The organism is Microbacterium sp. AB (assembly GCF_032878875.1).
Taxonomy (GTDB): Bacteria; Actinomycetota; Actinomycetes; order Actinomycetales; family Microbacteriaceae; genus Microbacterium; species Microbacterium betulae.
Window position 1 is genome coordinate 3,542,110 of sequence record NZ_CP118157.1, and the last position, 26,483, is coordinate 3,568,592.

Annotated in this window: 27 protein-coding genes; 12 read left to right on the forward strand and 15 right to left on the reverse strand. The window is 72.9% G+C overall.

Annotated elements, in window-relative coordinates:
- Together N8K70_RS16645 and N8K70_RS16650 are read left to right on the forward strand one after the other, a co-directional pair.
- Complete coding sequence (locus N8K70_RS16645) at window positions 1-897, forward strand: LysR family transcriptional regulator (protein WP_317139472.1); 897 nt, start codon at window positions 1-3, stop codon at window positions 895-897.
- A 49-nt stretch (window positions 898-946) separates the two neighbouring features.
- Window positions 947-2,269, forward strand: coding sequence for an MATE family efflux transporter (locus N8K70_RS16650; protein WP_317139473.1), 1,323 nt, complete (start codon window positions 947-949; stop codon window positions 2,267-2,269).
- Between the two features lie 13 nt (window positions 2,270-2,282).
- Here the strand turns inward: N8K70_RS16650 and N8K70_RS16655 are convergent, their stop codons facing one another.
- Together N8K70_RS16655 and N8K70_RS16660 are read right to left on the reverse strand one after the other, a co-directional pair.
- Window positions 2,283-2,912 (reverse strand): TrmH family RNA methyltransferase, encoded by a 630-nt coding sequence (locus tag N8K70_RS16655; RefSeq protein ID WP_317139474.1) that lies wholly within the window; start codon window positions 2,910-2,912, stop codon window positions 2,283-2,285.
- A gap of 39 nt (window positions 2,913-2,951) precedes the next feature.
- Entirely contained in the window at window positions 2,952-3,281 is a 330-nt protein-coding gene (locus tag N8K70_RS16660; protein WP_317139475.1) for a coiled-coil domain-containing protein, read from the reverse strand.
- Window positions 3,282-3,445: 164 nt separating this feature from the next.
- On the opposite strand from N8K70_RS16660, the gene N8K70_RS16665 reads away from it, so the two are divergent.
- The 7 genes from N8K70_RS16665 to N8K70_RS16695 all read left to right on the forward strand — a co-directional run bounded on the left by N8K70_RS16665 (window position 3,446) and on the right by N8K70_RS16695 (window position 9,117).
- Entirely contained in the window at window positions 3,446-4,078 is a 633-nt protein-coding gene (locus tag N8K70_RS16665) for a metal-dependent transcriptional regulator (protein ID WP_317139476.1), read from the forward strand.
- Between the two features lie 54 nt (window positions 4,079-4,132).
- Window positions 4,133-4,285: a ribbon-helix-helix domain-containing protein gene (locus N8K70_RS16670; RefSeq protein ID WP_317139477.1), complete on the forward strand. Its 153-nt coding sequence runs from the start codon at window positions 4,133-4,135 to the stop codon at window positions 4,283-4,285.
- 12 nt (window positions 4,286-4,297) lie between these two features.
- The gene (locus N8K70_RS16675; RefSeq protein WP_317139478.1) at window positions 4,298-4,999 is read left to right on the forward strand and encodes a hypothetical protein; all 702 of its coding nucleotides are present in this window, start codon (window positions 4,298-4,300) and stop codon (window positions 4,997-4,999) included.
- A 258-nt stretch (window positions 5,000-5,257) separates the two neighbouring features.
- Complete coding sequence (locus tag N8K70_RS16680) at window positions 5,258-6,178, forward strand: ABC transporter ATP-binding protein (protein ID WP_317139479.1); 921 nt, start codon at window positions 5,258-5,260, stop codon at window positions 6,176-6,178.
- Window positions 6,179-6,192: 14 nt separating this feature from the next.
- A complete protein-coding gene (locus N8K70_RS16685) occupies window positions 6,193-7,029 on the forward strand; it encodes a hypothetical protein (protein WP_317139480.1) in 837 nt (278 codons plus the stop codon).
- Between the two features lie 172 nt (window positions 7,030-7,201).
- Entirely contained in the window at window positions 7,202-8,455 is a 1,254-nt protein-coding gene (locus N8K70_RS16690) for a sensor histidine kinase (protein WP_317139481.1), read from the forward strand.
- Window positions 8,452-9,117 (forward strand): response regulator transcription factor, encoded by a 666-nt coding sequence (locus N8K70_RS16695; protein WP_317139482.1) that lies wholly within the window; start codon window positions 8,452-8,454, stop codon window positions 9,115-9,117. The genes N8K70_RS16690 and N8K70_RS16695 overlap by 4 nt, the downstream gene beginning before the upstream one ends.
- 32 nt (window positions 9,118-9,149) lie before the next feature.
- Here N8K70_RS16695 and N8K70_RS16700 read toward each other — a convergent pair whose 3' ends face one another.
- The 3 genes from N8K70_RS16700 to N8K70_RS16710 form a co-directional block, all read right to left on the reverse strand.
- Window positions 9,150-10,139, reverse strand: coding sequence for an SDR family NAD(P)-dependent oxidoreductase (locus N8K70_RS16700; protein ID WP_317139483.1), 990 nt, complete (start codon window positions 10,137-10,139; stop codon window positions 9,150-9,152).
- Window positions 10,140-10,207: 68 nt separating this feature from the next.
- A complete protein-coding gene (locus N8K70_RS16705) occupies window positions 10,208-11,449 on the reverse strand; it encodes an MFS transporter (RefSeq protein WP_317139484.1) in 1,242 nt (413 codons plus the stop codon).
- Between the two features lie 8 nt (window positions 11,450-11,457).
- Window positions 11,458-12,933 carry a condensation domain-containing protein gene (locus tag N8K70_RS16710; RefSeq protein ID WP_317139485.1) on the reverse strand — a complete coding sequence of 492 codons (1,476 nt, stop codon included), beginning with the start codon at window positions 12,931-12,933 and terminating at the stop codon, window positions 11,458-11,460.
- 218 nt (window positions 12,934-13,151) lie between these two features.
- On the opposite strand from N8K70_RS16710, the gene N8K70_RS16715 reads away from it, so the two are divergent.
- The gene (locus N8K70_RS16715; protein ID WP_317139486.1) at window positions 13,152-13,970 is read left to right on the forward strand and encodes an HAD-IIA family hydrolase; all 819 of its coding nucleotides are present in this window, start codon (window positions 13,152-13,154) and stop codon (window positions 13,968-13,970) included.
- Window positions 13,971-14,774: 804 nt separating this feature from the next.
- On the opposite strand, the gene N8K70_RS16720 is transcribed toward N8K70_RS16715, so the two are convergent.
- The 6 genes from N8K70_RS16720 to N8K70_RS16745 form a co-directional block, all read right to left on the reverse strand.
- Entirely contained in the window at window positions 14,775-16,418 is a 1,644-nt protein-coding gene (locus N8K70_RS16720; protein ID WP_317139487.1) for an ABC transporter ATP-binding protein, read from the reverse strand.
- Entirely contained in the window at window positions 16,415-17,227 is an 813-nt protein-coding gene (locus tag N8K70_RS16725; protein ID WP_317139488.1) for an ABC transporter permease, read from the reverse strand. Before N8K70_RS16725 ends, N8K70_RS16720 begins: the two co-directional genes overlap by 4 nt.
- A complete protein-coding gene (locus tag N8K70_RS16730) occupies window positions 17,224-18,312 on the reverse strand; it encodes an ABC transporter permease (RefSeq protein WP_317139489.1) in 1,089 nt (362 codons plus the stop codon). Before N8K70_RS16730 ends, N8K70_RS16725 begins: the two co-directional genes overlap by 4 nt.
- A gap of 1 nt (window position 18,313) precedes the next feature.
- Entirely contained in the window at window positions 18,314-19,912 is a 1,599-nt protein-coding gene (locus N8K70_RS16735) for an ABC transporter substrate-binding protein (RefSeq protein ID WP_317139490.1), read from the reverse strand.
- 41 nt (window positions 19,913-19,953) lie between these two features.
- Window positions 19,954-21,156, reverse strand: a complete 1,203-nt coding sequence (locus tag N8K70_RS16740) for an amidohydrolase family protein (RefSeq protein ID WP_317139491.1) — start codon at window positions 21,154-21,156, stop codon at window positions 19,954-19,956.
- A gap of 161 nt (window positions 21,157-21,317) precedes the next feature.
- Window positions 21,318-21,923, reverse strand: coding sequence for a helix-turn-helix domain-containing protein (locus N8K70_RS16745; RefSeq protein WP_317139492.1), 606 nt, complete (start codon window positions 21,921-21,923; stop codon window positions 21,318-21,320).
- Between the two features lie 209 nt (window positions 21,924-22,132).
- Here N8K70_RS16745 and N8K70_RS16750 point away from each other — a divergent pair, with 209 nt between their 5' ends.
- Entirely contained in the window at window positions 22,133-22,612 is a 480-nt protein-coding gene (locus tag N8K70_RS16750) for a hypothetical protein (RefSeq protein WP_317139493.1), read from the forward strand.
- Between the two features lie 130 nt (window positions 22,613-22,742).
- Here the strand turns inward: N8K70_RS16750 and N8K70_RS16755 are convergent, their stop codons facing one another.
- The gene (locus N8K70_RS16755; RefSeq protein ID WP_317139494.1) at window positions 22,743-23,648 is read right to left on the reverse strand and encodes an ROK family protein; all 906 of its coding nucleotides are present in this window, start codon (window positions 23,646-23,648) and stop codon (window positions 22,743-22,745) included.
- Between the two features lie 175 nt (window positions 23,649-23,823).
- Window positions 23,824-24,402, reverse strand: a complete 579-nt coding sequence (gene pyrE / locus N8K70_RS16760) for an orotate phosphoribosyltransferase (protein WP_317139495.1) — start codon at window positions 24,400-24,402, stop codon at window positions 23,824-23,826.
- 185 nt (window positions 24,403-24,587) lie between these two features.
- Here pyrE and N8K70_RS16765 point away from each other — a divergent pair, with 185 nt between their 5' ends.
- Window positions 24,588-25,427 (forward strand): exodeoxyribonuclease III, encoded by an 840-nt coding sequence (locus N8K70_RS16765; protein WP_317139496.1) that lies wholly within the window; start codon window positions 24,588-24,590, stop codon window positions 25,425-25,427.
- Here the strand turns inward: N8K70_RS16765 and N8K70_RS16770 are convergent, their stop codons facing one another.
- Together N8K70_RS16770 and N8K70_RS16775 are read right to left on the reverse strand one after the other, a co-directional pair.
- The gene (locus tag N8K70_RS16770; RefSeq protein WP_317139497.1) at window positions 25,428-25,958 is read right to left on the reverse strand and encodes a P-loop NTPase family protein; all 531 of its coding nucleotides are present in this window, start codon (window positions 25,956-25,958) and stop codon (window positions 25,428-25,430) included.
- 21 nt (window positions 25,959-25,979) lie between these two features.
- Entirely contained in the window at window positions 25,980-26,417 is a 438-nt protein-coding gene (locus tag N8K70_RS16775) for a VOC family protein (RefSeq protein ID WP_317139498.1), read from the reverse strand.
- Window positions 26,418-26,483: the final 66 nt, after the last annotated feature.

Consider the following 26,483-nt stretch of genomic DNA (forward strand, 5'->3'; position numbering starts at 1 on the left):
ATGGACGTGCGCCACCTCGATCTGCTGCGCGAGCTCGACGAGCGCGGCAGCCTCGCGGCCGTGGCCCTCGCGACGCACCGGACGGCATCCGCCGTGTCGCAGCAGCTCCGCAGCGCCGAGAGAGCGTTCGGCGCCTCGCTCGTGGAGCCCGCCGGCCGCGGCGTGCGCCTGACAGAGGCCGGGAGGCTGCTCGCGTCGTGCGGCCGGGACCTCGCGCGCGCCGTGACCGTCGCCGAGTCGCGGTGGCAGGAGTTCCGCGACGAGCCGCGCGGCGTCGTCACGATCGCGACCCTGCCGAGCGCCGCCTCCTTCCTGCTCCCCGGCGTCCTCGAGCGACTCGCGGACCTGCCGATCGAGCTCGAGCTCGCCGACGTCGACATCGCCGAGGACGACTTCCCCCCGTTCGTCGCCGATCACGACATCGTCATCGGACACAGCCTCTCCCGCGCGACGCCCGTCTCCGACCGGGTCACGACGGTGCCGCTGGCACGCGAGCCCCTCGACATCGCGATGTCCGCGACGCACCCGCTGACCGCCCTCGACGAGGTGACGGCGCACGACGTCGCGCCGTGGCCGTGGATCGCCGTCCCGCCGGGCTATCCGTTCGACACCGTGCGGATGGCGATCGAGGATGCGACCGGATCGCCCCTCGACATCCGGCAGCGGCTGCGCGACAACCGCCTCATCGAGACGCTCGTCGCCTCCGGAGACTCCCTCGCGGTCCTGCCGCGCTTCACGACCCCCACGACGGGCGGGATCGCGATGCGGCCGCTCGCGGGCATCCCCACGGGGCGCCACATCCGCGCGATGTGCCGCCCCGACCGGGCGGAGCGCCGCGCCGTGCGCGTGGTGCTGGACGCCCTCCGCGTCGTGGGAGCCTCCTTCACCGCGTCCTGACGCGCACACCCGGCCGTCGGATGTCGCCGGGCCGCCCTAGGCTCGGACGGTGACCGATCGCCGCACGCTGAACCGCGACATCCTGCGGCTGGCGGTGCCGGCGCTGGGGTCGCTCGTCGCCGAGCCGGTCTTCCTCGCGATCGACGCCGCCATGATCGGGCATCTCGGCGTGGAGGAGCTCGCAGGGCTCGGCATCGCCTCGGCCGTCCTCACCACGGTCGTCGGGCTCATGGTGTTCCTGGCCTACTCGACGACGCCCGCCGTCGCCCGCAGGTTCGGCCGCGGGAACACCCGGGGCGCGGTCTCCGTCGGCATCGACAGCATGTGGCTCGCGCTCGGGATCGGCGCCGTGCTCGCCGTCGCGGGGATCCTCGCCACTCCGCTGCTCGTGGCCGCCTTCTCCCCGACCGACGCCGTCGCGGCGCACGCCGAGGCCTATCTCGGCATCTCGATGTGGGGTCTTCCCGCCATGCTCGTCGTCTTCGCCGCGACGGGCCTGCTGCGCGGGCTGCAGGACACCGTCATCCCGCTGTGGATCGCGGGCGTCGGCTTCACGGCCAACGCGCTCCTCAACGGCCTCCTCATCTACGGCCTCGGATGGGGCGTCGCGGGGTCCGCGATCGGCACGGTCGTCGTGCAGTGGGGGATGGTCGCGGCCTACGTCGTCGTGATCGGACGGCTCGCCCGCCGCCATCGTGCCTCCGTGCGGCCGCAGCGCGAGGGCGTGCGCGGATCCGCCCGGTCGGGCGGATGGCTGTTCCTCCGCACCGTGAGCCTGCGGGTCGCGACGCTCGGCACGGTGTGGGTCGCGACGTCCCTCGGCACGGACGAGCTCGCAGGCTGGCAGGTCGTGTTCACGATCTTCAACACCGCCGCCTTCGCGCTCGACGCGCTCGCGATCGCGGCCCAGGCGCTCATCGGCAAGGCGCTCGGGGAGGGCGACCCGCGCCAGGTGCGCGCCGTGCTCGGACGCACCGCCCTGTGGGGCGTCTGGTGCGGCGTCGCGTTCGGCGTCGTCGTCGCCGCGCTCTCGGGGGTCGTCGGGCTCGTCTTCACGGGCGACGCCGCCGTGGCGGCGTTCGTCCAGCCCGCTCTGCTCGTCCTCGCGCTGTCGCAGCCGCTGGGCGCGTTCGTGTTCGTGCTCGACGGCGTGCTCATGGGCGCGAACGACGCCCGCTATCTCGCGCTCGCGGGCGGCCTCAACCTCCTGCCGTTCCTGCCGGTCCTCGTCCTCCTCGCGCAGCTCGCGCCGACCGGCCCCGGCGCCCTCGCCTGGCTCGCCGCCGCCTACTACGGCGTCTACATGCTCGCGCGGGCCGTCACCCTCGGCGCGCGCATCCGCGGCAGGGCGTGGATGGAGCAGCGGGCGTAGGGGACGGCCGTTCTCACGCGTGCCGGCGGACCCACTCGTACATGACGATCGCACCGGCTGCGGAGGCGTTGATCGACCTCGTCGATCCGTACTGCGTGATCTCGATGCGGCCCGACGCCGCGGCGAGCGCCTCCTCGCTGAGGCCCGGCCCCTCCTGGCCGAACAGCAGGACGCAGCGCTCGGGCAGCTCGGCCCGGTCGACCGGGACGGCCTCGCCCACGTTGTCCACGGCGATGATCGGAAGCCCCTCGGCCTCCGCCCACGCGGCGAACGAGGCGACATCCGGATGGTGCACGACGTGCTGGTAGCGGTCGGTCACCATCGCGCCGCGCCGGTTCCAGCGCTTGCGCCCGATGATGTGCACGGTGTCGGCGAGGAACGCGTTGGCGCTGCGCACGATCGATCCGATGTTCATGTCGTGCTGCCAGTTCTCGATCGCGACGTGGAACGGATGACGCCTGGTGTCGAGGTCGGCGACGATCGCCTCCATCCGCCAGTACCGGTAGCGGTCGACGACGTTGCGCGAATCGCCGTTCGCGAGCAGCTCGCGGTCGTAGTGGTCGCCCTCGGGCCACTCCCCCGGCCAGGGCCCGACGCCATGCGTCGACGCCTCTCGGCTCGGTTCCGGCTCGGCTGGGGTCACCGGACGAGGGTATCCCGGCGCGCCCGTGGCGACGTCCGCTCAGTCATGCTCGCCCATGACGCGACGCGTCAGAGCGGCCACGTCGGCGTCGAGATGATCGATCTTCGTGTTCGTCGCGTCGAAGCGGGAGTCGACCGCGGCGAACCGGGCGTTCATCTCGTTCCGGAGACCGCCGATCTCCGCCCGCATCTCGGCGCGGAGCCCGCCGATCTCCGCGTTCATCTCGCTGCGGAGCCCGCCGATCTCCGCCCGCAGCGTCCCGGTCTCGGCCCGCAGCACGCGCGTGAAGTTCGAGGAGATGACGCCGAGGGTCGCGAACGCGAACGTGCTGAACACCCCCAGGAACACCCAGATCTGAGGTTCGGACATCTGCATGCCTCCTATTCTGCGCAGCTCCTTCGACTTTGTCAGCCCTCGCGGACCCGGACGCCGGCCGTCACGATCCTGTGGAGAGAAACCTCGGAGAGACGCCCTTGTGCACGCGGCCTCGCCGAGGCCTTCGGCGCACGATCCGCCGGCCGTAGGCTGGAGCCGTGGCTTCACCTGCGGCGGACGACTACCTGAAGACGGTGTACTCGCACACCGAGTGGCAGGACGATCCCATCACCCCGTCGGTGCTCGCCGGCAAGCTGGGCGTCGCGCCGTCGAGCGTGACCGAGATGGTGAAGAAGCTCGCGGCAGCCGGTCTCGTCTCGCACGTCCCGTACGGCGCCGTCCGCCTGACCGACGAGGGCGAGCGCCGCGCCGTCGGCATCATCCGCCGCCACCGCCTCATCGAGACCTGGCTCGTGCGGGAGATGGGCTACGGCTGGCACGAGGTGCACGACGAGGCCGAGGTGCTCGAGCACACCATCAGCGATCGGCTGCTGGAGCGGATCGACGAGCACCTGGGCCGCCCGTCGTTCGACCCGCACGGCGACAAGATCCCGGATGCGGACGGACGGGTCGCGCGCGAGCCCTTCGTGCTGCTCGCGGATGCGCCGGAGGGGCACGTCGGACGGGTCCTGCGCGTCCGCGACCGCGATCCCGAGCTGCTGCGCGAGATCGAGGGCGCCGGCATCGACGTCGGGATCGAGGCGACGGTCACCGACGGCGGGGTGAGCGTGGGCGGAGTCGAGGTCGCCCTGCCCGACGGCGCGCACGACGTCATCTGGCTGACGACGTAGGCGCCGACGGAACCGCTCTTGCTCCTGCACCGGCTTGTTTGCTAGCATCCTTGCATGACAGAGAAGCAGCAGCTCAACGTCTACGTCCCGCCCGATCTGGTCCGGGCGATCAAGCATCGCGCGATCGACGAGGGCAAGTCGTTGTCGAAGCTGGTCGAGGACGCCCTGCTGTCCTATCTGGGACCACGGAGCTCCGCAGAGACGTGAGACGAGGAGAACATGACCGTCACGATCCAGCAGATCCTCTTCACCGCGAAGACGACGGAGTGGCATCGTCTCGCCGGCGCCCTGGGCCTGACGCCGCCGTCTGAGCCGACCCCCGAGTGGGCCGAGTTCGACGGCGACGGCGTCCTCGCCATCCATCACGCGAGCGGGGAGCACCCTGCGGGGCAGGTGGACGTCCACCTGCTCGTCGACGACCTCGACGCCGCGGAGCGGGCGGCGTCGGGCTTCGACGTCTCGCGCGGCGCCCTGGACGGCGTCGGCGAGATCCTCACGGTGCGCGCGGCATCGGGCATCGCGGTCACCGTCTCCGCCGGCGGGCGCGTCACCCGTCCCGGCGAGCTCGCCGTGCTGCCGATCTGGTTCCAGCCCGATCTCGACGAGCCGCACCGCATCCTGGAAGCCCTGGGCCTGCGTCCGCGGATCGTCTCGGACCGCGGCGGATGGGTCGAGCTGGTCGCCGGCGGCGGCGGCCTCGTGGCGCTCCATCACGGCGACGAGCCCCTGATCGGGCTCTCCTTCCTCGCGCCGGGCGACCTCGACGCGCTCGCGGCGCGCCTGCGCGACGCCGGCTTCGACCCCGCCGTCATCGACGAGTCGTACGGACGGACCGTCCGTGTCCCCGATCCGGACCGCGGAGACGAGGTGTGGATCAACGGGGCCCAGGACGACCTCTACGGCTACAGCCGGGTGGAGTGAGCGGCGTCCAGCGCTGTCCGGCACCGTGTCGTTCGTTGGTGCGGAAGCGCCGCCATCGGGCGGCCATACCGGCACAACGGCACCGACGGACGACGGCGGGACGTCACCGGGGAGTGCGTCGGGCTCAGCCGACGCCGACACGGACGCCTCCCGGCACCGCGCCTGCCGCGCGACGTAGTACCGCGGTATGACGCGGGGCGCCGAACATCCGTCTCCGCTCCGACGCGGCCGGCCGACCGGATCCGTAGCGTCGAGGGCATGATCACCGCAGAGAACCTCACGAAGCGCTTCGGCGCCCACACGGCCGTCGACGGCATCTCGTTCGAGGTGCGTCCCGGTCAGGTCACCGGCTTCCTCGGCCCCAACGGCGCCGGCAAGTCGACGACGATGCGCATGGTCGTCGGGCTCGACCGGCCGGACACGGGGTCGGTGACGGTGAACGGCCTCCCGTTCGCACGGCACGGCGCGCCGATCACCGAGATCGGCGCCCTGCTCGACGCCAAGGGCGTCCATCCGGGGCGGACCGCGGAGTCGCACCTGCGTCTCCTCGCGGCCACGCACGGCATCGGACGCGCCCGCGTCGACGAGGTGATGGAGCTCACGGGCATCACGAGCGTCGCCCGCCGCCGCGTCGGGGGCTTCTCCCTCGGGATGCACCAGCGCCTCGGCATCGCGGCGACCATGCTCGGCGACCCGCACACGCTCATCCTCGACGAGCCGGTCAACGGCCTCGACCCGGAGGGCGTGCACTGGGTGCGCGGCTTCGTCCGCTCGCTCGCCGCCGAGGGACGCGCGATCTTCCTCTCCTCGCACCTCATGAGCGAGATGGCGCAGACCGCCGACCACATCATCGTCCTCGGCAGGGGCCGCATCCTCGCGGACGCCCCCGTGGGCGACCTCCTCGGCGGCGGCGACCGCGAGCGGACGCGCGTGCGCGCCTCGGACGCCCGCGAGCTCGCCATCCTCCTCGCCGCGGAGGGCGTCTCGATCGCCCACGCCGACGGCGACACGCTCGAGGTCGAGGGCGTCGCGGCCTCGCGCATCGTGCGCGTCGCGGTCGGCGCCGACATCGACGTGCACGAGCTCGTGCCCCTGCGCGGCTCCCTCGAAGACGCCTACCTCGCCCTCACGGGCGACGCCGTCGAGTACCGCAGCGACCCCGCCGCCATCGCGGCCTGACCCGGAGGAACCCCATGACCTCTCTCACCGCCTCTCCCCGCCGCGCCGTCTCGGTCGCGGACGCCCGCATCACATTCCCGCACCTCGTGCACGCCGAGTGGGTGAGCCTCTGGAGCCTGCGCGGCAACGTCGTCTCCCTCGTGCTCGGCGCCCTCTTCGCCATCCTGGCCGCCGTCGGGTTCTCCGTCATCTGGGGCTTTGCGACGCAGCGGGCGGAGGAGCCGCTCCCCGTCGAGGTCGCGCCGCCCCTCATGGACATGGCGCTGAACGGCGTCGTCATCGTGCAGATCGTCGCCGTGCTCATCGGCGTGGGCGCCTTCGCCAAGGAGCACTCGACCGGCTCGCTGCGGACGCAGCTCGCCGCGGCTCCGCGCCGGGTCGGCGTGCTCGGCGCGAAGGCGACCGTCGTCGGGCTCGTGACCGCGGTGTGGGCCGCCCTCGTCTTCGTCGTCTCGGCGATCGGCGTCGCGATCGTCTACACGGCGTTCGACTTCCCCGTCGCGTTCGACTCCCCGCTGACGCAGATCGCGATCCCCGTGCTCGGTGCCGCCGTGCTCGTCGCGCTGTCCGCCGTCCTGGGGCTCGGCGTCGCGGCGCTGCTGCGCTCGGAGACGTGGGCGGTGAGCCTCGTCCTCGTCTTCCTGCTCATCCTTCCGACGGTGTTCCTGTCCCTCCCCTTCGAGTGGGCGCTCCACGTCGCCGAGCTGCTCATGGGGCAGACGGGCTCCGCGCTCTACACGGTGCACGAGAGCGTCGACGGCACGGTCGTCCGCGACATCGCGCTGACCTTCGCCTGGCCGGCGGCCGCACTCGTCGCGGGCATGGCCGTGGTGCGCCGACGCGACGTATGACCGAGGATCCGCGCGTCGGCCCGCATCCCTCGCGGGGTGCGGGCCGCCCGCGTAGGGTCGGACGCGTGAGGCGAGCAGAACGCAGGAATCCCGCGCGGGATCCGGCCGGGAACGCGCTTCCTGCCCGGAGGGGGACGCAGATCTCCTGCACTGTGCCGTGCAGAAGGACGACATGACCGAGCACGACCCGGCATCGGCGGCGGAGCTCGCGCTCCCCCGCCCGCCCGGGGCCGTCCGCCGCTGGTTCGACGCGCACCCGCGCACGGTCGACGCCGGTCTCGTGCTCGTCAGCCAGGTGCTTCCCGGAGCGGCCACCCTCATCGCGGCCAGCCTGCCGGCGAGCGACCTCGTGCTCGACGGCTGGAGCACGGCCGGGGTGGTGACAGCGCTCGTGGCCGGCGGGGCGGCGCTCATGGTGAGGCGGCGGATGCCGTTCGTGAGCGCCGTCGTGTGCGCCGTGCTCTCCGCGCTCCCGGATCCGTTCAACTTCGGCGGCGCCGTCGCGGTGTTCATCGCGCTGTACTCGCTCGGGGTGTACCGCACTCCGCGACGGACATGGATCGGGTACGGCGTCGCCTCGGCGGTCACGCTGGTCGTCCTGCAGCTGTCGTCGGTCGCCCAGGTGAGCATCTGGGCGACGGGCGACTCCCCCGCCCCCGTCACGGCAGCGGTCCCGAACGCCATCGTGTTCCTCGTTCCGACGCTGCTCGGGATCTCCGTCGGCAACCGGCGCCGCTACGTCGCCGCGATCATCGCGCGCGCCTCCGACCTCGCGCGCGAGCGCGATCAGCGCGCCCGGCTCGCCGTCGCCGACGAGCGCGCCCGCATCGCGCGCGAGATGCACGACATCGTCTCGCACAGCCTCACCGTCATGGTGACGCTGTCGGAGGGCGCCGCCGCGCAGGCGGAGGCCGGGAACCCGCGCGCGCCCGACGTCATGCGCACGGTCGCCGAGACCGGTCGCGCCTCGCTCGCCGAGATGCGGCGGCTCCTCGGCGTGCTGCGCGCGCGCGACCAGTCTCCCGACCTCGCGCCGCAGCCCGGCGGCGCCGACCTCGACGCGCTCGTCGCCCGGTTCCGGGAGACGGGTCTGCCCGTGCGGCTCACCCGGAGCGGACCGCCGGTGGAGGACCGCGCGCTCCAGCTCACGACCTTCCGCATCGTGCAGGAGGGACTCACCAACGCGCTGCGCCACGCGCCCGGGGCCCGGCGGGTCGAGGCGATCGTCCGGCACGACGAGGGAGCCGTCGTGGTCGAGGTCGTCAACGATCCGCCCGCCCGCCCCGGCACCGCGCCCTCCGGCCGCGGGAGCGGGCTCATCGGCGTCCGCGAACGGGCGGCGCTGCACGACGGGGCCGTCGAGGCGGGCCCGACCCCGGCGGGCGGATGGCGGCTGCGCACCGTGCTGAAGGAGGGATCATCGTGACGGACAGCCCGTCCATCCGCGTCGCCATCGCCGACGACCAGCAGCTCGTGCGCCTGGGCCTGCGCATGGTGCTCGACGCCCAGACCGACGTCGAGGTCGTCGGCGAGGCGGACGACGGCGCCGCCGCGGTCGCGCTCGCGCAGAGCGAGGAGGTCGACGTCATGCTCATGGACGTCCGGATGCCGGGGGTCGACGGCATCGCCGCGACCGGGCGCATCACGGAGCGCTCGCCGCTCCCCCGCATCCTCATGCTCACGACCTTCGACCTCGACGAGTACGCGTTCGCCGCCCTGCGGGCGGGCGCGAGCGGGTTCCTGCTGAAGGACGCCCAGCCCGCCGACCTGCTCGCCGCGATCCGCGCCGTCCACGCGGGGGACGCCGTCCTCGCCCCGAGCGTCACGCGGCGGATGCTCGAGCTGTTCGCCATGCCCGCGACCCCGGCGGCGCGCGAGCACGTGGATCTCGACGCCCTCACGCCGCGTGAGCGGGAGGTCTTCGCCGCGATCGCCGAGGGCCTCACGAACGACGAGCTCGCCGAGAGGTTCTTCCTCTCCCCCTCGACCGTGAAGACCCACATCGGCCGCCTGCTGCAGAAGCTGGGCGCGCGCGATCGCGTGCAGCTCGTCATCCTCGCCTACGAGCTGGGCGTCGTCGGGCGCTGAGAGACGATCGGGGGCGGAGCGGAGGGCGAAGGCTAGCGTCCCGCGAGCCGCGCGGCGCGGGCGAAGGGCCACTCCATGCCCGAGAGGCGCTCGCACGTCTCCCAGATGCGGAGCCGCACCTCGGGGTCGGACGACGTCTTCGAGGGCTGCTGACGGGTCGGGTCGCCGCGCGTGACGTGACGCGGACCCCAGTACTCGCCGCCGGCGATCGACGGGTCGACGAGCGCACGCACGAGCGAGGCGGCCCCGCGCTCCTTGGACTGCGCGATCGGCGCCTGCAGGCCGTCGCGTACCCGCTTCCAGGCGCCCGGCTCGTTCACGCCGGCCACCCGCGGGGTGCGGCCTCCGATGGAGTACCCCGGATGCGCCAGCACGCTCTCCACCGGCACCCCGGCGTCCTTGAGACGCAGGTCGGCCTCGATGCCGAGCGCCTGCACGACGACCTTCGACTGCACGTACGCGCGCCATGCCCGGTAGCGGCCCTCGAGCTGGATGTCGACGGGGTCGTACGCGCCCATCCGCGTCACGGCGCTGCCGAGCCAGACCATGCGCGGCGTCCACGTGCGGCTCGCCGACTTGGAGAGCGTCGTGAGGAGCTCGGACGCGAGCACGAAGTGGCCGAGCGCGTTCGTCGCGAGCACGAGCTCACGACCGTCGCGCGTCGTCTCGCGCTGCCGGGGCGTGTGGATGATGCCGGCGTTCAGCAGCACCCCGTCGAGCCGCTGCCGCTTGAAGAGGCCGCCTCGGACGCTCGCCGCCGCCGCGCGGATCGAACCGGCGTTGCTCACGTCGAGCAGGAGCGTCTCGACCGAGGCGTCGGGCACGCGCGCCTCGAGCGCGTCGTGCGCCGCCGCGAGCCGGTTCGGGCTGCGACCGCTCAGGATGACGTGCGCGCCGGCCGCGACGAGCTGCTCGCTCGCGAAGTACCCGAGCCCCGCGTTCGCGCCCGTGACAAGGAAGGTGCGGCCCGACTGGTCGGGCAGGCGCGCGGGGTCCCAGGGGGCGGGCGCGCTTTCGGTCACGGTTAGAAGATACGCCCGATGGCATACTCACGGCTGCACGACGGGGCGCGACGTCACGGAAAGACGGATCACGAGGGCGGGGAGGACGCCGGACGACCGGGCGACCCCGGCGCCGCGAGCTGCCCGAGCGCCGGCAGCACGAGCACGACGACCGCCGTCACCAGCCACGCCGCGGCGACGGCCACGCCGGCGAAGTGCACGTCCACGAGGTGCACGCAGACCGCAGCGGCGCCGATGCCCAGCGGAGGCACGGCGGCCGAGACCGCGTTCTGCACCCCGAACACCCGGCCCCGCAGCCGGTCCGGCACGCGCTCGGCGAGCACGACCCCGAGCAGGCTCACGAGCGCGCCGCTCGCGGCGCCGAGCGCGGCGGCCCCCGCGAGGATGACCGGGATCGACGCGAGGCTCCCGATCGTCGCGATCCCGGCGGCGGACAGGACGATGCCCGCCGACAGCCAGAGGCGGCGCGGCACGCGCGGCCCGGCGAACGCGAACGACCCGCCGCCCACGAGGCTTCCCGCGGCGAACGCGACGAGCACGAACCCGACGGCGTCGGACCGGTCGATCTCGGTGAAGTAGGTGGGGAGGATCATCCCCTGCACGGCCCCGAGGACCGCGATCATGACGGCGGTGACGACGATGATGCTCCGCAGCACCGGTGTCCGCCGGATGAAGCCCCATCCCTCGCGCACCGCGGCCCAGGTGACCGCCGTGCCCTGCTCCCCCGCGTCGGGCCTGCCGACGACGCGGTCGAGGACGAGGACGGTGACCGCCGCCGACGCGCAGCACGCCGACGCGACCCAGAGGGCCGTCGCCGGTCCGAGGATGCCGAGGAGGGCGCCGGCGGCGGCGGGACCGAGGATCATCGCCCCCGCCCCCACGGTCTCGCGCATCGCGGTGAGCCGCTCGATCGGGACGCCGCTGCGCGCCACGACGGCCGGCACCATCGCCTCCCGCGCCGTGACGCCGGGCACCTCGCCGACCGCGCGCACGAGGGCGAGGCCGAGGAGCCATCCCAGCGTGAGCTCCCCCGTCCACGCGATGACGGGGAGCGCGCCCACGGCGAGCGCGGAGAGCGCGTCGGCCGTCGACGCCGACCAGCGCCGGTCGATGCGATCGATGACGACGCCGAGGAAGAGACCGGCGACGATGCCGGGGACCGCGCTGCCGGCCGCGACGACGGCGGCTCCGAGCGGATCCCGCAGCTGCTGGATGACGACGAGCGGCAGCAGCACGCCCACGACGGAGTTGCCGCCGGTGCTGAGGCCGTAGGACGCGAGGAAGAGCGCCGCCTCGCGCCGTCTGCGCACGATGGCGGTCAGGCCGCCACCGCCTCGCGCCCCGCCGCCGTGCGCAGCGCGTCGAGCTGGGGCGCGATCTCGAGGGGATCGACCCTGCCGTGCCTCGCGATCGAGGCGATGACCGCGACGAAGGCGTCGGTGTACGCGGCCGTGCTGCGCGCGGCCGTCTCGGTGTCCGGATGGATGACGTTCACGTCGAGCCCCTGCGGCGTGCGATTGAGCCAGACGAACACCTCTCGGGAGTCGTCCACGCTGCCGTACACGTGCATGTCGTGGGTGACGGGGAGGTTGTTGCCCGGCAGGCTGCGCAGGTCGAGATAGGAGATCATCGGCGCGGCGAAGTCGGTCGGGGGCGCCTCGCCGCCCGCGGACGGGAGCACCTCGAGGACGCGGTGCAGGGGCGTTCTCGCGAACGCCCGGCTCTCCTCCACCCCGCGCTGCGCCCCCGCGATCACCGCGGCGAAGTCGAGCGGGTCCTCCGCGCGCGCGAACTGCACGGGGACGAGCCGCGTGTACCAGCCGACCGAGAGGATCTGACTGCGCCGCGACCGCGTGGAGACCGGGGTGAGCATCGAGTAGACGGGGTTCCCCGTCACGACCGCGTCGAGCATCGACGCCACGGCGATCACCCCGCTGTTGAGGTTCCCGCCCGCACCGCGGCAGACCTCGGCGAAGGCGTCGAGCGCGGCGGCGTCCACCGCGCTCTCGATCATGTGCCCCCGGCCGGGCACGTGGACGTGCTCCGAGAGGCCCAGCGGCAGCGGGAAGCGGGGCAGGTGCCCGCCCGCGCGGACCAGCAGCTGCGCCCAGCGCTGCACGTCGTCGTGCGTCCACGTGAGCTCGTCGCAGTGGTCCTTCTCGTCCGCGCAGTAGGCGTGATACCCCTCCACGCCGGGGAGGCGCGGCTGCTCGCCCGATCGCGCGGCCCGGTAGGCGGTGACGAACTCGTACAGGACGATGCCGAGCGAGACGCCGTCGCTGTAGAAGTGGTCGACGACGAACGCGAGCGTGAACCGGTCGGGGGTCTCCTCGGGCCGGATGGCGATGAGGCGGAACATGTCCCATTCGGCGATGTCGGGCAGGTCGCCGTCGACGTACGCGCGCAGCGCATCCGCCTCCATGACCCCGCCGACGGCCGGGTCGATCTCGACCTCGATGTCCTCGGCCGCGATGGTGCGGCCCGTGTAGCCGCCGCCGTCGTGCTCGACCCACGTGTGGTAGACGGAGTGGCGGCGGAGGTGGTCGCGGAAGACCTCGGCCACCAGCCGCTCGTCGTACGCGTCGTGGATGTCGAACGTGACGACCGCGAAGCTCGACCGGCGCTTTCCCGTCTGGGCGCCCGCGGCGTCGACGAAATGGCGGCGCTGGATGTAGCTGGGATGCGCGGGCTCCGTCGCCGCCGCGCGCACGGCGTCCTTCGAGCTCCGGCTCGCCCGCCAGGCGGTCACGGCTCCGCGACGTGGTTCCCAGTCGGGCAGCAGTCCACTTCTCATGATGTCCCCCCCTGTCACGCCGAACGCAGAAAGGCCCCGGTGCCCATCACGTCGATGTGCCCCGAGGCCTTATCGCCATGGTGACACCGTTCGCCGCCGCGCGATGTAGGTATTTCGGGGGACAAGACGCCGCGTCCGTCCTGGGGATCGGCGATGGATCCGCCGCCCGCGACACGATCGGCATCCCACGCGCACCCGCGGGAACCTAGGCTGAGGTCATGGCGCGACGCGACGAGATCGAGTGCTGGCTCACCGACATGGACGGCGTCCTCGTGCACGAGGAGCGGCCCATCCCGGGCGCCTCCGAGCTGCTGTCGCAGTGGCGCGACACCGGAACGCCCTTCCTCGTCCTCACGAACAACTCGATCTTCACGCCGCGCGACCTCTCCGCGCGGCTCCGGTCCTCCGGCATCGACGTGCCGGAGGAGAACATCTGGACGAGCGCGCTCGCGACCGCCGCGTTCCTCAAGCAGCAGAGCCCGGGCGGGTCGGCGTTCGTGATCGGCGAGGCCGGCATCCTCATGGCGATGCACGAGGCCGGCTTCATCATGACCGAGACGGACCCGGACTACGTCGTCGTCGGCGAGACGCGCAACTACTCGTTCGAGGCGCTGACGAAGGCTGTGCGCCTCATCAACAACGGCGCCCGCTTCATCTCCACGAACCCCGACGCGACGGGCCCGAGCGCCCAGGGCGTGCTGCCCGCGACGGGTGCGATCAACGCGCTCATCACGAAGGCCACGAACAAGGAGCCCTACATCGTCGGCAAGCCGAACCCCATGATGTTCCGCTCGGCGCTCAACCGCATCGGCGCGCACAGCGAGAACACCGGGATGATCGGCGACCGGATGGACACCGACATCGTCGCGGGCATCGAGGCGGGGCTCCACACGGTGCTCGTGATGACGGGCATCAGCGACCGCGCCTCGATCGAGCAGTATCCGTTCCGCCCCGACGAGATCGTGCCGTCCGTCGCCACCCTCCTCGACACCGCGGTCGAGGGCGATGGCGGCGCGGAGCTGACCGCAGGGGTCTGAGCCGTGTCCGAACGGGACCTGCTGTTCGCCGCGACGTTCCTCGTCACGACGGCCACGCTCGTCGTGCTCGTCTGGCAGCTGTGGCGAGGACGACGCGACAGGGACGAGTAGGCGGCGGGGAAGCCGCCCGCGCTGCACCCCACCTGGAGTCCCATCCCGGATGAGGACGACGTCGAGCCCTCGTCCACGTCGTCGGCGAGCATGACGCCCACGCAGACGCTCCCGGGATACAGCGAGAAGCCCTCGCCGAACCGGACGACGGACAGCCCGAGGAACTCCTCGTAGCCGGCCCCGTCCTCCCCGGGGTCCCCGAGGAATCCCGGGAACGCGAAGTCCTCGTCGACGTCGAGCACGGCGACCCGGCCAGGATCGTGCCGGACGATCGCCACGGTCACGGCGGATGCGGCGAGCGCGACGACGAGGAGGCTGGTCGCCCAGAGCAGCGACAGCCGCCGGAGCGGGAGCCGCTGCAGACTCTCCGCCCATCGGATGATCCGTCCGCGCTCGGGCGGATCATCCCGCTGCGGAGGTGCCGCGACCGCTTCCTCGCCGCCGGGGCCTCGGGAGCCGGCGACACGGTCTCGGCCTCCGCCGCCCGCGGGCCGGGACCGGACGACTGCGTCTCGAGCTCCTGCAGCCTTCGCCACCCCTCGGCGTCGATGTCCGCGTGCGGGCCGTACGCGCGCTCCCTCAGCAGCCGAAGCTCATCCAGGTCCGCCACGCCTGCCATCCTGTCGTGCTCGCGGCGTCAGGGCCAGCATCCCGACGCGCTGCGCGTCCACGACGAGGTCCTGCACGAGCCGCTCATCCGAGCGAGCCGGGCACCGCCTCGAGCAGCTCGCGAGCGTAGTCCGAGCCGGGGGTCGAGAGCATCCGCCGCGCCGCGCCCTGCTCGACGACCTTCCCCGCGCGCATGACGACGACGTGGTCGGCGATCTGCCGGACGACGCCGAAGTCGTGCGTGATGAAGAGGTAGCCGAGCCCGAGCGAGGCCTGGAGGTCGACGAGCACCTGCAGGATCTGGGTCTGCACCGACACGTCGAGCGCCGAGACCGGCTCGTCGAGCACGAGCAGGTCGGGCTGCAGGGCCAGTGCGCGCGCGATCGCGACGCGCTGCCGCTGGCCGCCCGACAGCTCGGCGGGAAGCCTCTCCGCGACCGAGGAGGGCAGGCGCACGGCGTCGAGCAGCCCCCGCACGCGGCGCGCACGCTCCGGGCGCGAGCCGATGCGGAACGCGCGCAGCGGCTCGGCGACGACCGCCTCGATGCTCATGCGCGGATCGAGGCTGCCGAACGGGTTCTGGTACACGACCTGCACCGAGCGCCGCCACTCGCGCAGCCCGGCTCCGCGCAGGGCCGTGACGTCCTCGCCGCGGAACAGGAGACGTCCTTCGTCCGCGTCCGCGATGCGTGCGGCCATCCGGGCCGTCGTCGTCTTGCCGGAGCCCGATTCGCCCACGAGCGCCACGGTCTGGCCCGCGCGCACGGCGAAGGAGACGCCGCCGACCGCGACGAAGTCGCCGAACGTCTTGCGCAGGCCGTCGACCTCCAGGAGCACCGGGGCGTCGACGTCCTCGACGGAGTCGCCCTCGATCGACGGCTCGAGGCGACGGCTCGTGAGCCCGGGGGCCGCCGCGACGAGCTCGCGCGTGTACTCCGTGCGCGGGGCGCCGAGCACCTCGGCCGTCGTGCCCTGGTCCACGACGAGGCCCTGCTGCATGACGACGACCTCCTGCGCGCGGTCCTTCGCGACGCCGAGGTCGTGCGTGACGAGGAGCACGGCCGTGCCCCGCTCCGCCGCGAGAGACGCGATCTGGTCGAGCACGTGCCGCTGCACCGTCACGTCGAGGGCGCTCGTCGGCTCGTCGGCGATGACGAGCCGGGGGTCGCAGCTCCACGCCATGCCGATGAGCACGCGCTGCTTCATGCCTCCCGACAGCTCGTGCGGGTACTGGCGCGCCCGCGCCTCGGGGTGCGGGAGCCCGACGTCGCCGAGGATGCGCACGGCGCGCTCGGCCGCGTCGACGCGCGAGAGCCCGACGTGGAGGCGCAGGCCCTCCGCGATCTGCTCCCCCACGCGCATGACGGGGTTGAGGGAGGCGTTGGGGTCCTGCGGGACGAAGCCGATCCGTCCACCGCGGATGCGGCGCAGCTCCCGCTCGCGCACGCGCGTGAGATCGACGCCGTCGAAGCGGACGGCCCCTCCCGAGACGAGCCCGTTCTCGGGCAGCCGGCGGACGAGCGCCTGCGAGACGCTGCTCTTGCCCGAGCCGGACTCGCCCACGAGCGCGACGATCCCGCCGCGCGGGACGCGCAGGTCCACGCCGCGCACGGCGTCGATCGTGCGCCGGCCACTGCGGTACCGGACGTGCAGGCCCTCGACCGTCAGGACGTCGTCACGCGCGGCGTCGTCACGCGCTGTCCCGCCGCGGGGGATTCCGTCGCTCATCGCTCCACTCCGATCACGCGGGCCAGCCGGGTCACGGCGAGCACGACGCACACGATGACGGCTCCCGGCAGGACGGTGAGCCACCAGGCCGTCGCGAGGTAGTCGCGGCCGTCGCTCACGAGCGCACCCCACTCGGGCGAGGGCGGCTGCGCGCCGAAGCCGAGGAAGCTGATGGTCGAGACCGACAGGATGGCCGTGCCGAGCTCGAGGGCCGCCATCGCCAGGACGGGACGCATGGCGTTGGGCAGGATGTGCCGGCCGAGCACCGCGAGCGGGCGGACGCCGAGGGTCGACGCGGCCTCGACGTACTCCTCGCCGCGGACCCGCAGCACCTGGGCGCGCATGATGCGCGCGAAGCTGCCGGCGGCGCCGAGGCCCACGCCGAGGGCGATGCTCCACGGGCCGAAGCCGAGCGTCGCCACGACGATGAGCGCGAGGAGGATGCCGGGGACGGCGATGAGCACGTCGACGAAGCGCATGACGACGAAGTCGACCATCCGCCCCACGCGACCGCGCAGCGCGCCGGACACGAGCCCGACCGCTCCCCCGGCGATGCCGCCGACGAGGACCGCCGTGGTGGCGGCCGCGAGCGAGAGGAACGATCCGTGCACGACGCGCGTGTAGACGTCGCGGCCCAGCGCATCCGTCCCGAACGGATGGGCGAGGCTCGGAGCCCGGAGACGATCGGCCGTCACGCCCGCGAGCGGGTCGCCCGGCGCGAGCAGCCCGGGCGCGAGCGCCATGAGGGCGGCGAGCAGGACGACGGCGAGCGCCAGGAGGGTCGTGGGCCGCAGCAGGCGCGACATCATCGAGGAGCCTCCTCGCCGGCGGAGGGCGCGGACCCCGACGGGGCCTCGCCCGGCGCCGCCACGGCGCCGAGTCCGCCCGCCACGACCGGCGCCGGCCGCACCCGCCCGCGCGTCCGCAGCCGCGGGTCGAGCAGGGGATAGGACAGGTCGACGAGGAGCGCCGCGAGCGCGTAGACGACGGCGACGACGATGATGACGCCCTGGATGACGTTGACGTCGCGCGCCTGCACGGCCGCGACCACGATGCGGCCGATGCCGTCGCGCGAGAAGACGGTCTCGACGACGGCGGTGCCGCCCGCGAGGAAGCCCACGAGCAGTCCGATGCTCGTGACGGACGGCAGCATGGCGTTCCGGAGGATGTGGCGGCCGAAGATCGCGAGGCGCGAGAGGCCCTTCACGTCGGCCGTGAAGACGTACGCGCTGCCCTCCGCCTCGCGGATCGCGGCGGAGAAGACCTGGAAGAAGATCGCGCCCACGGGGAAGGCCAGCGTCACCGCGGGCAGCACGACGCTCAGCGGCGAGCGCGCTCCCGACGCGGGGAACCAGCCGAGCGTGAACGAGAAGACGCTGATGAGGACGAGCCCCGTGACGAACGCGGGCACCGCGACGCCGAGGGGCGGGAGCTGGACGAGGAGGTCCCGCAGCCACCGCCACGGGGAGACGTAGGCGAGGAACCCGACGAGCAGCGACATCGTGACGCCGACGACGAGCGCGAGGCCCGCGACGGCGAGGCTTCCCGGGACGACGTCGGAGATCATCTGCGTGACGGGGCGACCGGTGGCGAGGGACGTGCCGAGGTCGCCCGTGAGCAGGCCGCCGAGCTGCGCGAGGTACTGGGAGAGGACGCTGCCGGCGAGGCCCGCCTCCTCGCGGAGGGCCGCGAGCTGCTCGGGGTCGACCGTCGTGGCGTCGCCCGACTGGACGGCGAGCGCGGCGAGGACGGGGTCTCCGGGGAGGATCCGGATGAGCAGGAACGTCACGGTGTAGGTCGCCCAGACCACGAAGACGAACTGGAGGATCCGGGGCGCGACCGCGCGGACCGCCGCGAGGGCCGTCCGCGACGGAGACGTTCCTGCTCCCGGCATGTCAGCCGAGCTCGACGTCGTAGAGATGGAAGCGGGACGCGGAGTCGAACGCGAACCCGGTGACCTCGGGCTGCGACGCGTGCACCTGGTACACCTCGAGGACCGGGAACAGGTAGCCGTCCTCGATGATGATCCGCTGCGCCTCGTCGAGGAGCTCCTGGCGGGCGTCCTCATCGCTCGTGGCGGCCTGCTCGGAGAGGATCGCCTCCAGCTCCGCGTCGTCCACGACGGCCCAGTGCGACGGCGCGGCCTGCTCGAACATCACGCCCAGGGCGTCCGGGCCCGTGCGCGTGAGCGCGGCGAAGAGCACGTCGTAGCTGCGGTCGGCGATGGCGCCGAAGAAGCCGCCCGCGTCGGTGAAGTCGATCTGCATGTCGATGCCGAGATCCTTGAGCTGCAGCTGGATGAGCTCCATCATCTCCTGCTCGTAGAAGCCGGTCGCCGTGAACGTGAGGCGCTGGCCGTCCTTCTCGCGGATGCCGTCGGCGCCCTCGGCCCATCCGGCGTCCTCGAGCGCGGCGATCGCGGCGTCGGGGTCGTACGCCATGAGGCCGGCCTGGCTCGTGTAGCCGCTCGTGCCGCTCGAGAGCGCGCTCGTCGGGGCCTCGCCGCCCGCGTACCCGAGCGTGGCGTTGATGTCCTCCCGGTCGATGCCGACGCGCAGCGCCTCGCGCACCGCGGGGTCGGCCAGGACCGGGTTCTCGAGGTTCGGGATGAGGCTCGTCGGGATGCCCGGGTTGGCCTTCGCGTAGATCGAGTAGCCCTCGTCGGCGATGCGCGGCTCGTCGGCGTACGGCAGCTCGCCCACGATGTCGAACTCGCCCGACTGCAGCCCGCCGACGCGGACGCTGGCCTCGGTCACGACGGCGAACTCGATGCGGTCGAGGTACGCGTCGCCCTCGTGGCCGCGGAGCCCGGACGCCCAGTCGTAGCCGTCGCGGCGGTCCATCGACACCTCGCTGTTGGGCGCGTACGCGTCGTAGACGAACGGGCCCGTGCCGATGACGCCGTCCTGGCACCGCGCCTCGGGCGTCTCCTCGGTCGTCGCCTGCGACACGAGGCCGAGGCTCATGGTGCTCGCGCCCTGCAGGAACGCCGCGTTGGGAGCGTCGAACGCGACGCGGAACGTCTGGTCGTCGACGATCTCCGTCCCTGCGTACCCCGAGAGGTACTGGCCGGCGAGGGACGCCGTCGAGCCGTCGGCCGCCATCTCGACGATGGCGTCGAAGTTCGCCTGCACGACCTCGCTCGTGAGCTCGGAGCCGTCGCTGAAGGTCACGTCGTCGCGGAGGGTGAACTCGAATGCGGTCATGTCGTCGTTCGAGGAGAACTCCGAGGCGAGCCACGGCACGATCTCGCCCGTCTCGGGGTCCTGGTCGACGAGCGAGTCGACAACCTGACGTCCGATGTACAGGGCCTGCGTGACGGTGGGCTGCTGCGGGTCGATGCAGCTGGGGTCGGTCTCGACGGCGAACACGAGCGTGCCGCCCGAGCCCTCGCCCTCGGAGCCGCCGCCTGCCGAGCAGCCGGCGAGAAGCGCCGTCAGGGCGACGGCGGAGCCTGCGGCGAGCGCGATGCGCCTCTTCGGGGATGTGTTCACGGTTTTCCTCTCGGGATGGAGGTGGTGCAGAACGTCGGGGGTCAGAGGTTCAGGGACCCGGAGACGAGGCGTCCCCGGGAGACGACGGCGACGATGCGGTCGGCGTCGAGGTGGGAGACGTCCTCCCAGGGGCGCCCGTCGATGACGATGAAGTCCGCGCCGTAGCCGGGCGCGAGGCGGCCGACGCGGTCGCCCATCCCGATCGCGTCGGCCGCGTCGCTCGTGGCCGAGACGAGCGCCCGCTCGGCGGTCCAGCCGAACGTCTCCGCCATGAGCCGGACCTCGCGGTGCTGCTCGCCGAAGCGGACCATGACGCCGTTCGCATCGGTGCCGAGGACGAAGCGGACGCCGGCGGCCGCGGCTCCGGCGAAGTTCGCGTCGCGCTCGGCGACGACGGCCTGCGCCTTCGCGCGCGCGTCCTGGCCCACCGGCACCGTGCCGTCCGCGAGCCGGTCGTTGATGAGCAGGGTGGGTGCGACGGGGATGCCGCGGGAGGTGACGAGCGGCCAGAGGGACTCCTCGAGCCCCGTGCCGTGCTCGATCGAGTCGACGCCCGCCTCGAGCGCGCGGCGGGCGCTGACCGCGTCGTGGCTGTGCGCCGCGACGGGCATGCCGAGCGCGTGCGCCTCGTCGATCGTCGTGCGGATCTCCTCGATCGTCTGGTTGCGCCATCCCACCCGGTCGCCCATCGAGAGCACCCCGCCCGACGCGTAGATCTTGATGCCGTGGGCGCCCTGCCGGGCCCACTGGCGCACGAGCTTGCGGCACTCGTCGGGGCTGTCGGCGACGGGGTCGCGGTGCGGGTAGTGGGGCGGGATGAAGAGGTCGCCGTGCCCGGCGGTCATGCCGACCTGGCCGTGCACGCGCACGCGGGGCCCGACCTGGACGCCGTCGTCGAAGACGCGGCTGACGGAGAGCTGGAGCGCGTCGCCCGCGAGGTCGCGCACGGTCGTGACGCCGGCGCGCATCGCGCGCTGCGCCTGCGCGGCGATGTGGAAGACCCTCTCGGTGTCGGGCGTGACGAGCGACCACGGCGATCCCCACGGCTGCTCCTGCGGCCCTGCGTATCCGCCGAGATGCACGTGGGTGTCCACGAGCCCGGGGATGACGGCGTAGCGCGGGCTCCCGCCGTCGCCGGTCGCCTCCACGGCCGTGATGAGATCGCCCTCCCACGCGAGACGGCCCGCGCCGATGGCGCGGGTGCCGTCCCAGATGGCGACGTGGGACAGAGGGCTTTCGGGCACGAGTACTCCAGGAGACGAGCGGGATGTCGCCGCGAACGGGGTCTCCGTCCGACGGGAAGCGCGTGTGCCATCTTGCGGCCAACGCAACTAATTTACCGACAGTAAAGCTATCCGTGTTACGTCCGGATGTCGTGCGGCCGAGAGTCCCGCGCCTGCGAGGGTCAGCCGCCCACGGGGTTCACGGAGAGGAACCGCGCGGGGGCCCGCAGGACGGCGGTGGGGCCGTGGGGCGTCTCGGCGTCGAGGAGGATCGAGTCGCCCGCCTCGAGCACGTGCTCGTCGTCGCCGTGGACGAGGAGCATCGAACCCTCCAGCATGTACAGGAACTCGACCCCCGCGTGCTCGTAGAGCGGGAACTCGTCCGACGCCCCGTTGAGCGTCACGATGACGGGCTCGAGCGACGGGCCGCTCGTGGACAGCAGACTCCCGAGGCTCGCGTAGCGGTGCCCCTGCCTGCTGCCGGCGCGCACCGACTCCGTGCCCTGGCCGGCCTTGACGACGACGGCCGCGCGCGGCGCATCCGCTCCCCGGAAGAGGGACGCCACCGGCACGTCGAGGGCGCGGGCGAGACGGTTGATGGTCGTGAGGCTCGCGGACGTCGACGCCGACTCGATGCGCGAGATCATGGCCGGGGACAGCCCGGCGCGCGCGGCGAGATCCGCCGCCGTGAGACCGGCGGCCGCCCGGTAGTGGCGCACACGGTTGCCGACCGTCTTCTCCAGCCGCGACTCCTCGACGGCGGAACGGGTCTCGTGCGGGTCGGTCATGCTCGACAGACTAGGCCAGCGCGCTCCCCCGCCCCCTGCGAGCGCCGCCGCCGACACCCACGGCGCTTTCCCCAACGCCGGAGATCCCGCGAACGCCGGATCGGATCGGCCCGGATCATCCGGCGTTCGCGGGATCCCCGGCCCTCAGGACCGGACGCGCGGCGCAGCCGCCGCGAGTCCCGCCCGTCGACCCCGGTACCATCTGAGGGGTGAGTCTCAACGAGGTGCTGCTGCGCGTCGATCGATTCGCGGCCGGCCGTCAGCGCGACATCCGCGTCCCCGCCGACAGGCTCGCCGACCCGTTCCTGCGCAGGTCGTGGCTCGTCGTCCGACTGCTCCTGGGCGTCGCGATCATGCTCGGCGTGAGCGCCGTGGGCATCGCCTTCTGGCTCACCGCGCAGGGCATGCCCGAGCCGTTCCTCGTGTGGTTCCGCAGCCTCGTCGTCCTGGGGCTGACCGGAGGCCTCGGCTACTTCTCGTTCCGCGCCGAGCAGGGCTGGTACTGGGCGTACTCGCGGATGCGCCTGTTCTCGTTCGTCTTCCCCGCCGTGACCCTGACGATCGCCGCCGTCCCCGGCCTGTATCCCGCGTGGATGACGGTCGAGCAGGTCGCCTTCGCCGCGCTCATGCTGGGGGTCGGCGCGCTGCTGTCGACGCGGCGGATGCGGGCGGCGTACCGCAAGGGCTGAGGGCGGCCCGCGCACCGGGCCGCGTGGCCGGTCGGTGGATGAGTGCGGCCGACGTTGCGGATGAGCCCCACGAGGGCACCCCTGTCCCACGACTCCGCGGACCGGACAGGCCGACCCGCCGACGGGCGCGTCAGCCCCGCAGCACGAGCGCGGCGGCGCCGATGATCGGGCCGTCGCCGCCGAGCGCGCTGCGGACGACGCGCGTTCTCTGCGCATAGGGCAGGACGGCCCATTCGCGCAGCGATCCGGCGACGAGGTCGACGTAGTCGTCCGACACCGCGGAGAAGCCGCCCGAGACGGCGATCACCTCGAGGTCGAGCAGCGACGACGCGTCGGCGAGCGCCTGCCCGAGGGTCTTCGCCGACCGTTCGATCGCGGCCCGCGCGATGCGGTCGCCCCTCGCCGAGGCGCGTGCGAGGTCCTCCCCCGTCTCGCCGTGCCATCCCTGCAGCTGCGCCCAGCGCACGCTCGACGGCCCCGACGAGATCTCCTCGACCGTGAGCTCGCCGACGTGCATCTGCCCCAGATGCCCCGCGTTGCCGGATGCTCCCCCGATGGCCCGGCCGTCGATGACGATGCCGCCGCCGACGCCGGTCGACACGACGAACGACAGCGACGCACGCGCTCCTGCGGCGGCGCCGATCCACGACTCGGCGAGCGCGAGGCATCCGCCGTCGTGACGCAGCCGCACCGTGGGGTCGAACTGCCCCGTCGAGGCGATGACGGCGTCCCTCACCGCCTCGACGAGGCCGAATCCGTGCACGCCCCGCAGGTTGACGGGGCGGATGGTGCCCTCGACGAGGTCGATGGGCCCCGCGCTGCCGATGCCGGCGCCGACGAACTCCGCACCCTCCGGGAGATGGGCCAGCGCACGCGACACGACGTCGGCGACGGCGGAGCGCAGCCGGTCCGGGGTGAGCTCCGGCCCGGTCGGCTGACGGTTGCGGCTCGCCGTCACGACGGCGCCGTCTCCGTCGACGAGGGCGGCTTCGACCTTGGTGCCGCCGAGGTCGACGGCGAGCGCGATGCGGGTCATGCGGGGCTCCTCTGCGTGGCGCGCCGGTGGGCACCCCTAGCGTATCGACGCGGGCGTTCATCGGTGCCGAGGTGTCGCTTCCGGCCGCGATCACCGCCCGTGCCCACCACGGTGCGCCGTCCCGTCCATGCGATCGGCGCCGATACGGGCCAGCAGGCTTCCGACGGCGACCGGCCTACTGCGGCTCGAGGCCGAGGTCGTCGAGGTCGACGGCGGCGAGCCACTGGAGTCCCTCCGCCTCGATGCGCTCCTGCGCGCCGGTCCGGCGGTCGACGATCGTGGCGACGGCGACGACCTCGGCGCCGGCCTTGCGCAGCACCTCGACGGCCTTGAGCGGCGAGCCGCCCGTCGTGACGGTGTCGTCGAGCACGACGACGCGCTTGCCCTCGACGTCGGCGCCCTCGATCTGGCGCCCCCGGCCGTGGTCCTTCGGCTCCTTGCGGACGACGAAGGCGTCGACGGGACGCCCCGCCGCGACCGACGCGTGCACGACGGCGTTCGCGATCGGGTCGGCGCCGAGCGTCAGCCCGCCGACGGCGGCCACGCCGTCGACGTCGCGGATGAGGTCGAGGACGATGCGGCCGATCGCCGGAGCGGCGCGGTGGTCGAGTGTGAGCCTCCGCATGTCGACGTAGTAGGTGGCCTTCTTGCCGCTCGAGAGCGTGAAGTCGCCGTGGAAGACCGCGTCCTCCTTGATGAGGCGGATGAGCTCCTGACGGTCGGCTTCGAGCTCGGGCGTGGATGCGATGGCCATGCGCACCAGCTTAGAGAGCACGGATCGTGCGAGCACAATGCAGGAATCCCGCGGGGAGGGACCGACGAGAGCCCCGGCATCGCGCGGACGCGGCAGCCGCCGCCGACCGTTCTTCCTGCGTGGTGTCGGGCGGCGCCCGGACTCGGATCGCGATCGGACGTCGCCGCGCGAAATAGGCTGGAGGCATGCGTCTTGCCACCTGGAACGTGAACTCGATCCGCGCCCGCGTCGATCGCATCGTGTCGTTCGCGGAGCGGGAGCACATCGACGTGCTCGCGATGCAGGAGATCAAGTGCAAGCCGGAGCAGTTCCCGTACGCGCGGTTCGAGGAGGCCGGCTATCACGTCGAGGCCCACGGCCTCGACCAGTGGAACGGGGTCGCGATCGCGAGCCGCGAGCCGCTCGAGGACGTGCAGTATTCCTTTCCGGGAATGCCCGGATTCAAGAAGGGGCATACAGGCGACGACGCGCCTCTGGAGGCCCGCGCGATCTCCGCCCTCGTCGACGGCGTGCGCGTGTGGAGCCTCTACGTCCCCAACGGCCGCGGGCTCGACGACCCGCACTTCGCGTACAAGCTGAGATTCTTCGAGGCCCTGCGCGGGTACACGGCCAGCACGCTCGCAGGCGACCCCGACCTGCCTCTCGCGCTCGTCGGCGACTTCAACGTCGCGCCCTTCGACTCCGACAACGGCGACCCCTCCATCGTCGAGGGCGTCTCGACGCACGTCTCCCCCGCCGAGCGCGCCGCGTTCCACGCGCTCGAAGAGGCCGGCCTGCAGGACGTCGTGCGGCCGCTCATCCCGACCGGCTACACGTACTGGGACTACAAGCAGCTGCGGTTCCCCCGCGACGAGGGCCTGCGCATCGACTTCGTCCTCGGCTCGCGCGCCTTCGCCGACGCCGTGGCCGGGGCGTCCATCGCGCGCGAGGAGCGCAAGGGCGACGGACCGAGCGACCACGTCCCGGTGGTCGTCGACGTCGACCTCTCCCCCGAGGACGACGACGTGCCGATGATCTTCGGCTGATCACGCCTCCAGCGAGGCGAGCCAGCGCTCGACCTCGCGCGCCGACCGCAGGCGGATCACCTCCACGTCCGGCCGCTCCCACAGCGACAGGGCGCCTGTCCGGTACTTCTGCCGCGTGCGCCATGCCCATCGCACGATGTGCTCGCGATCGGTGAGGATCGAGCGCAGCGGAGGCTCGACGTTCCCCGCGCTCCAGAGCGGCTCGCGCCGGAGGCGACGGCGGAGCGTCCGGCGGATGACGCGCGTCATCGTGACGCGCGTCGGGAGGTCGAGCCACACGACGGCCTCGGCCCGAGCGAGCATGACGGGCCTCGCGGCGCCGTACTGCCACTCCGTGACCCACTCGTCCCGCGCCGCCAGCGCCGCGACGTCGGCGAGGAACGTCTCCCGGGGCGTCCATCCGGGCCCCCAGTGCAGGTCGTCCATCTCGACGTGCGGGACGCCGAGCCGCTCGGAGATCCCCGCCGACAGCGTCGTCTTGCCGGAGCCTGCGACTCCGGCGACGAGGATGCGACGCGCGGGGAAGACCACCGCGCGAGTCTAGCGGGGCGTTCAGCCCCCCTGCTCGGCCGAGAACGCCTCCGGCCCCTTCTCCGCCGCCACGGGATCCACCCACATGAGCTCGACGATGTTGCCGTCGGGATCGGTCATGCTGATGCCGTACATGAAGCCGTGATCCTGCGGCTCCGTGTTCTCGCCGCCGCCGGCCTCGAGGATCGTCGCGCGGATGGCGTCGACGTCGTCGCGCGACGCGCGGCTCAGGGCCGTGATGACCTGCGCGCCCTCGGAGCCGAGGACGACGGGCCGGGACGTGAACGTCGCGAAGAACTCCTTCGTGAGGATCATGAAGAAGACGTTCTCGTCCCACCTCACACAGGCGGCGTTCTCGTCGGTGAACTCCGGGACGATCGTCGCGCCGAGGGCCTCGTAGAACGCCTTGGCGCGGTCGAGGTCGGCGGTGGGCAGGTTGACGAAGATGTCGGTGGGCATGCGGGGCTCCTTGCAGCGATGCGGTGTCGGATGCCGGGCGCGGTGCCGCACTGCGCCGGTGTCGAA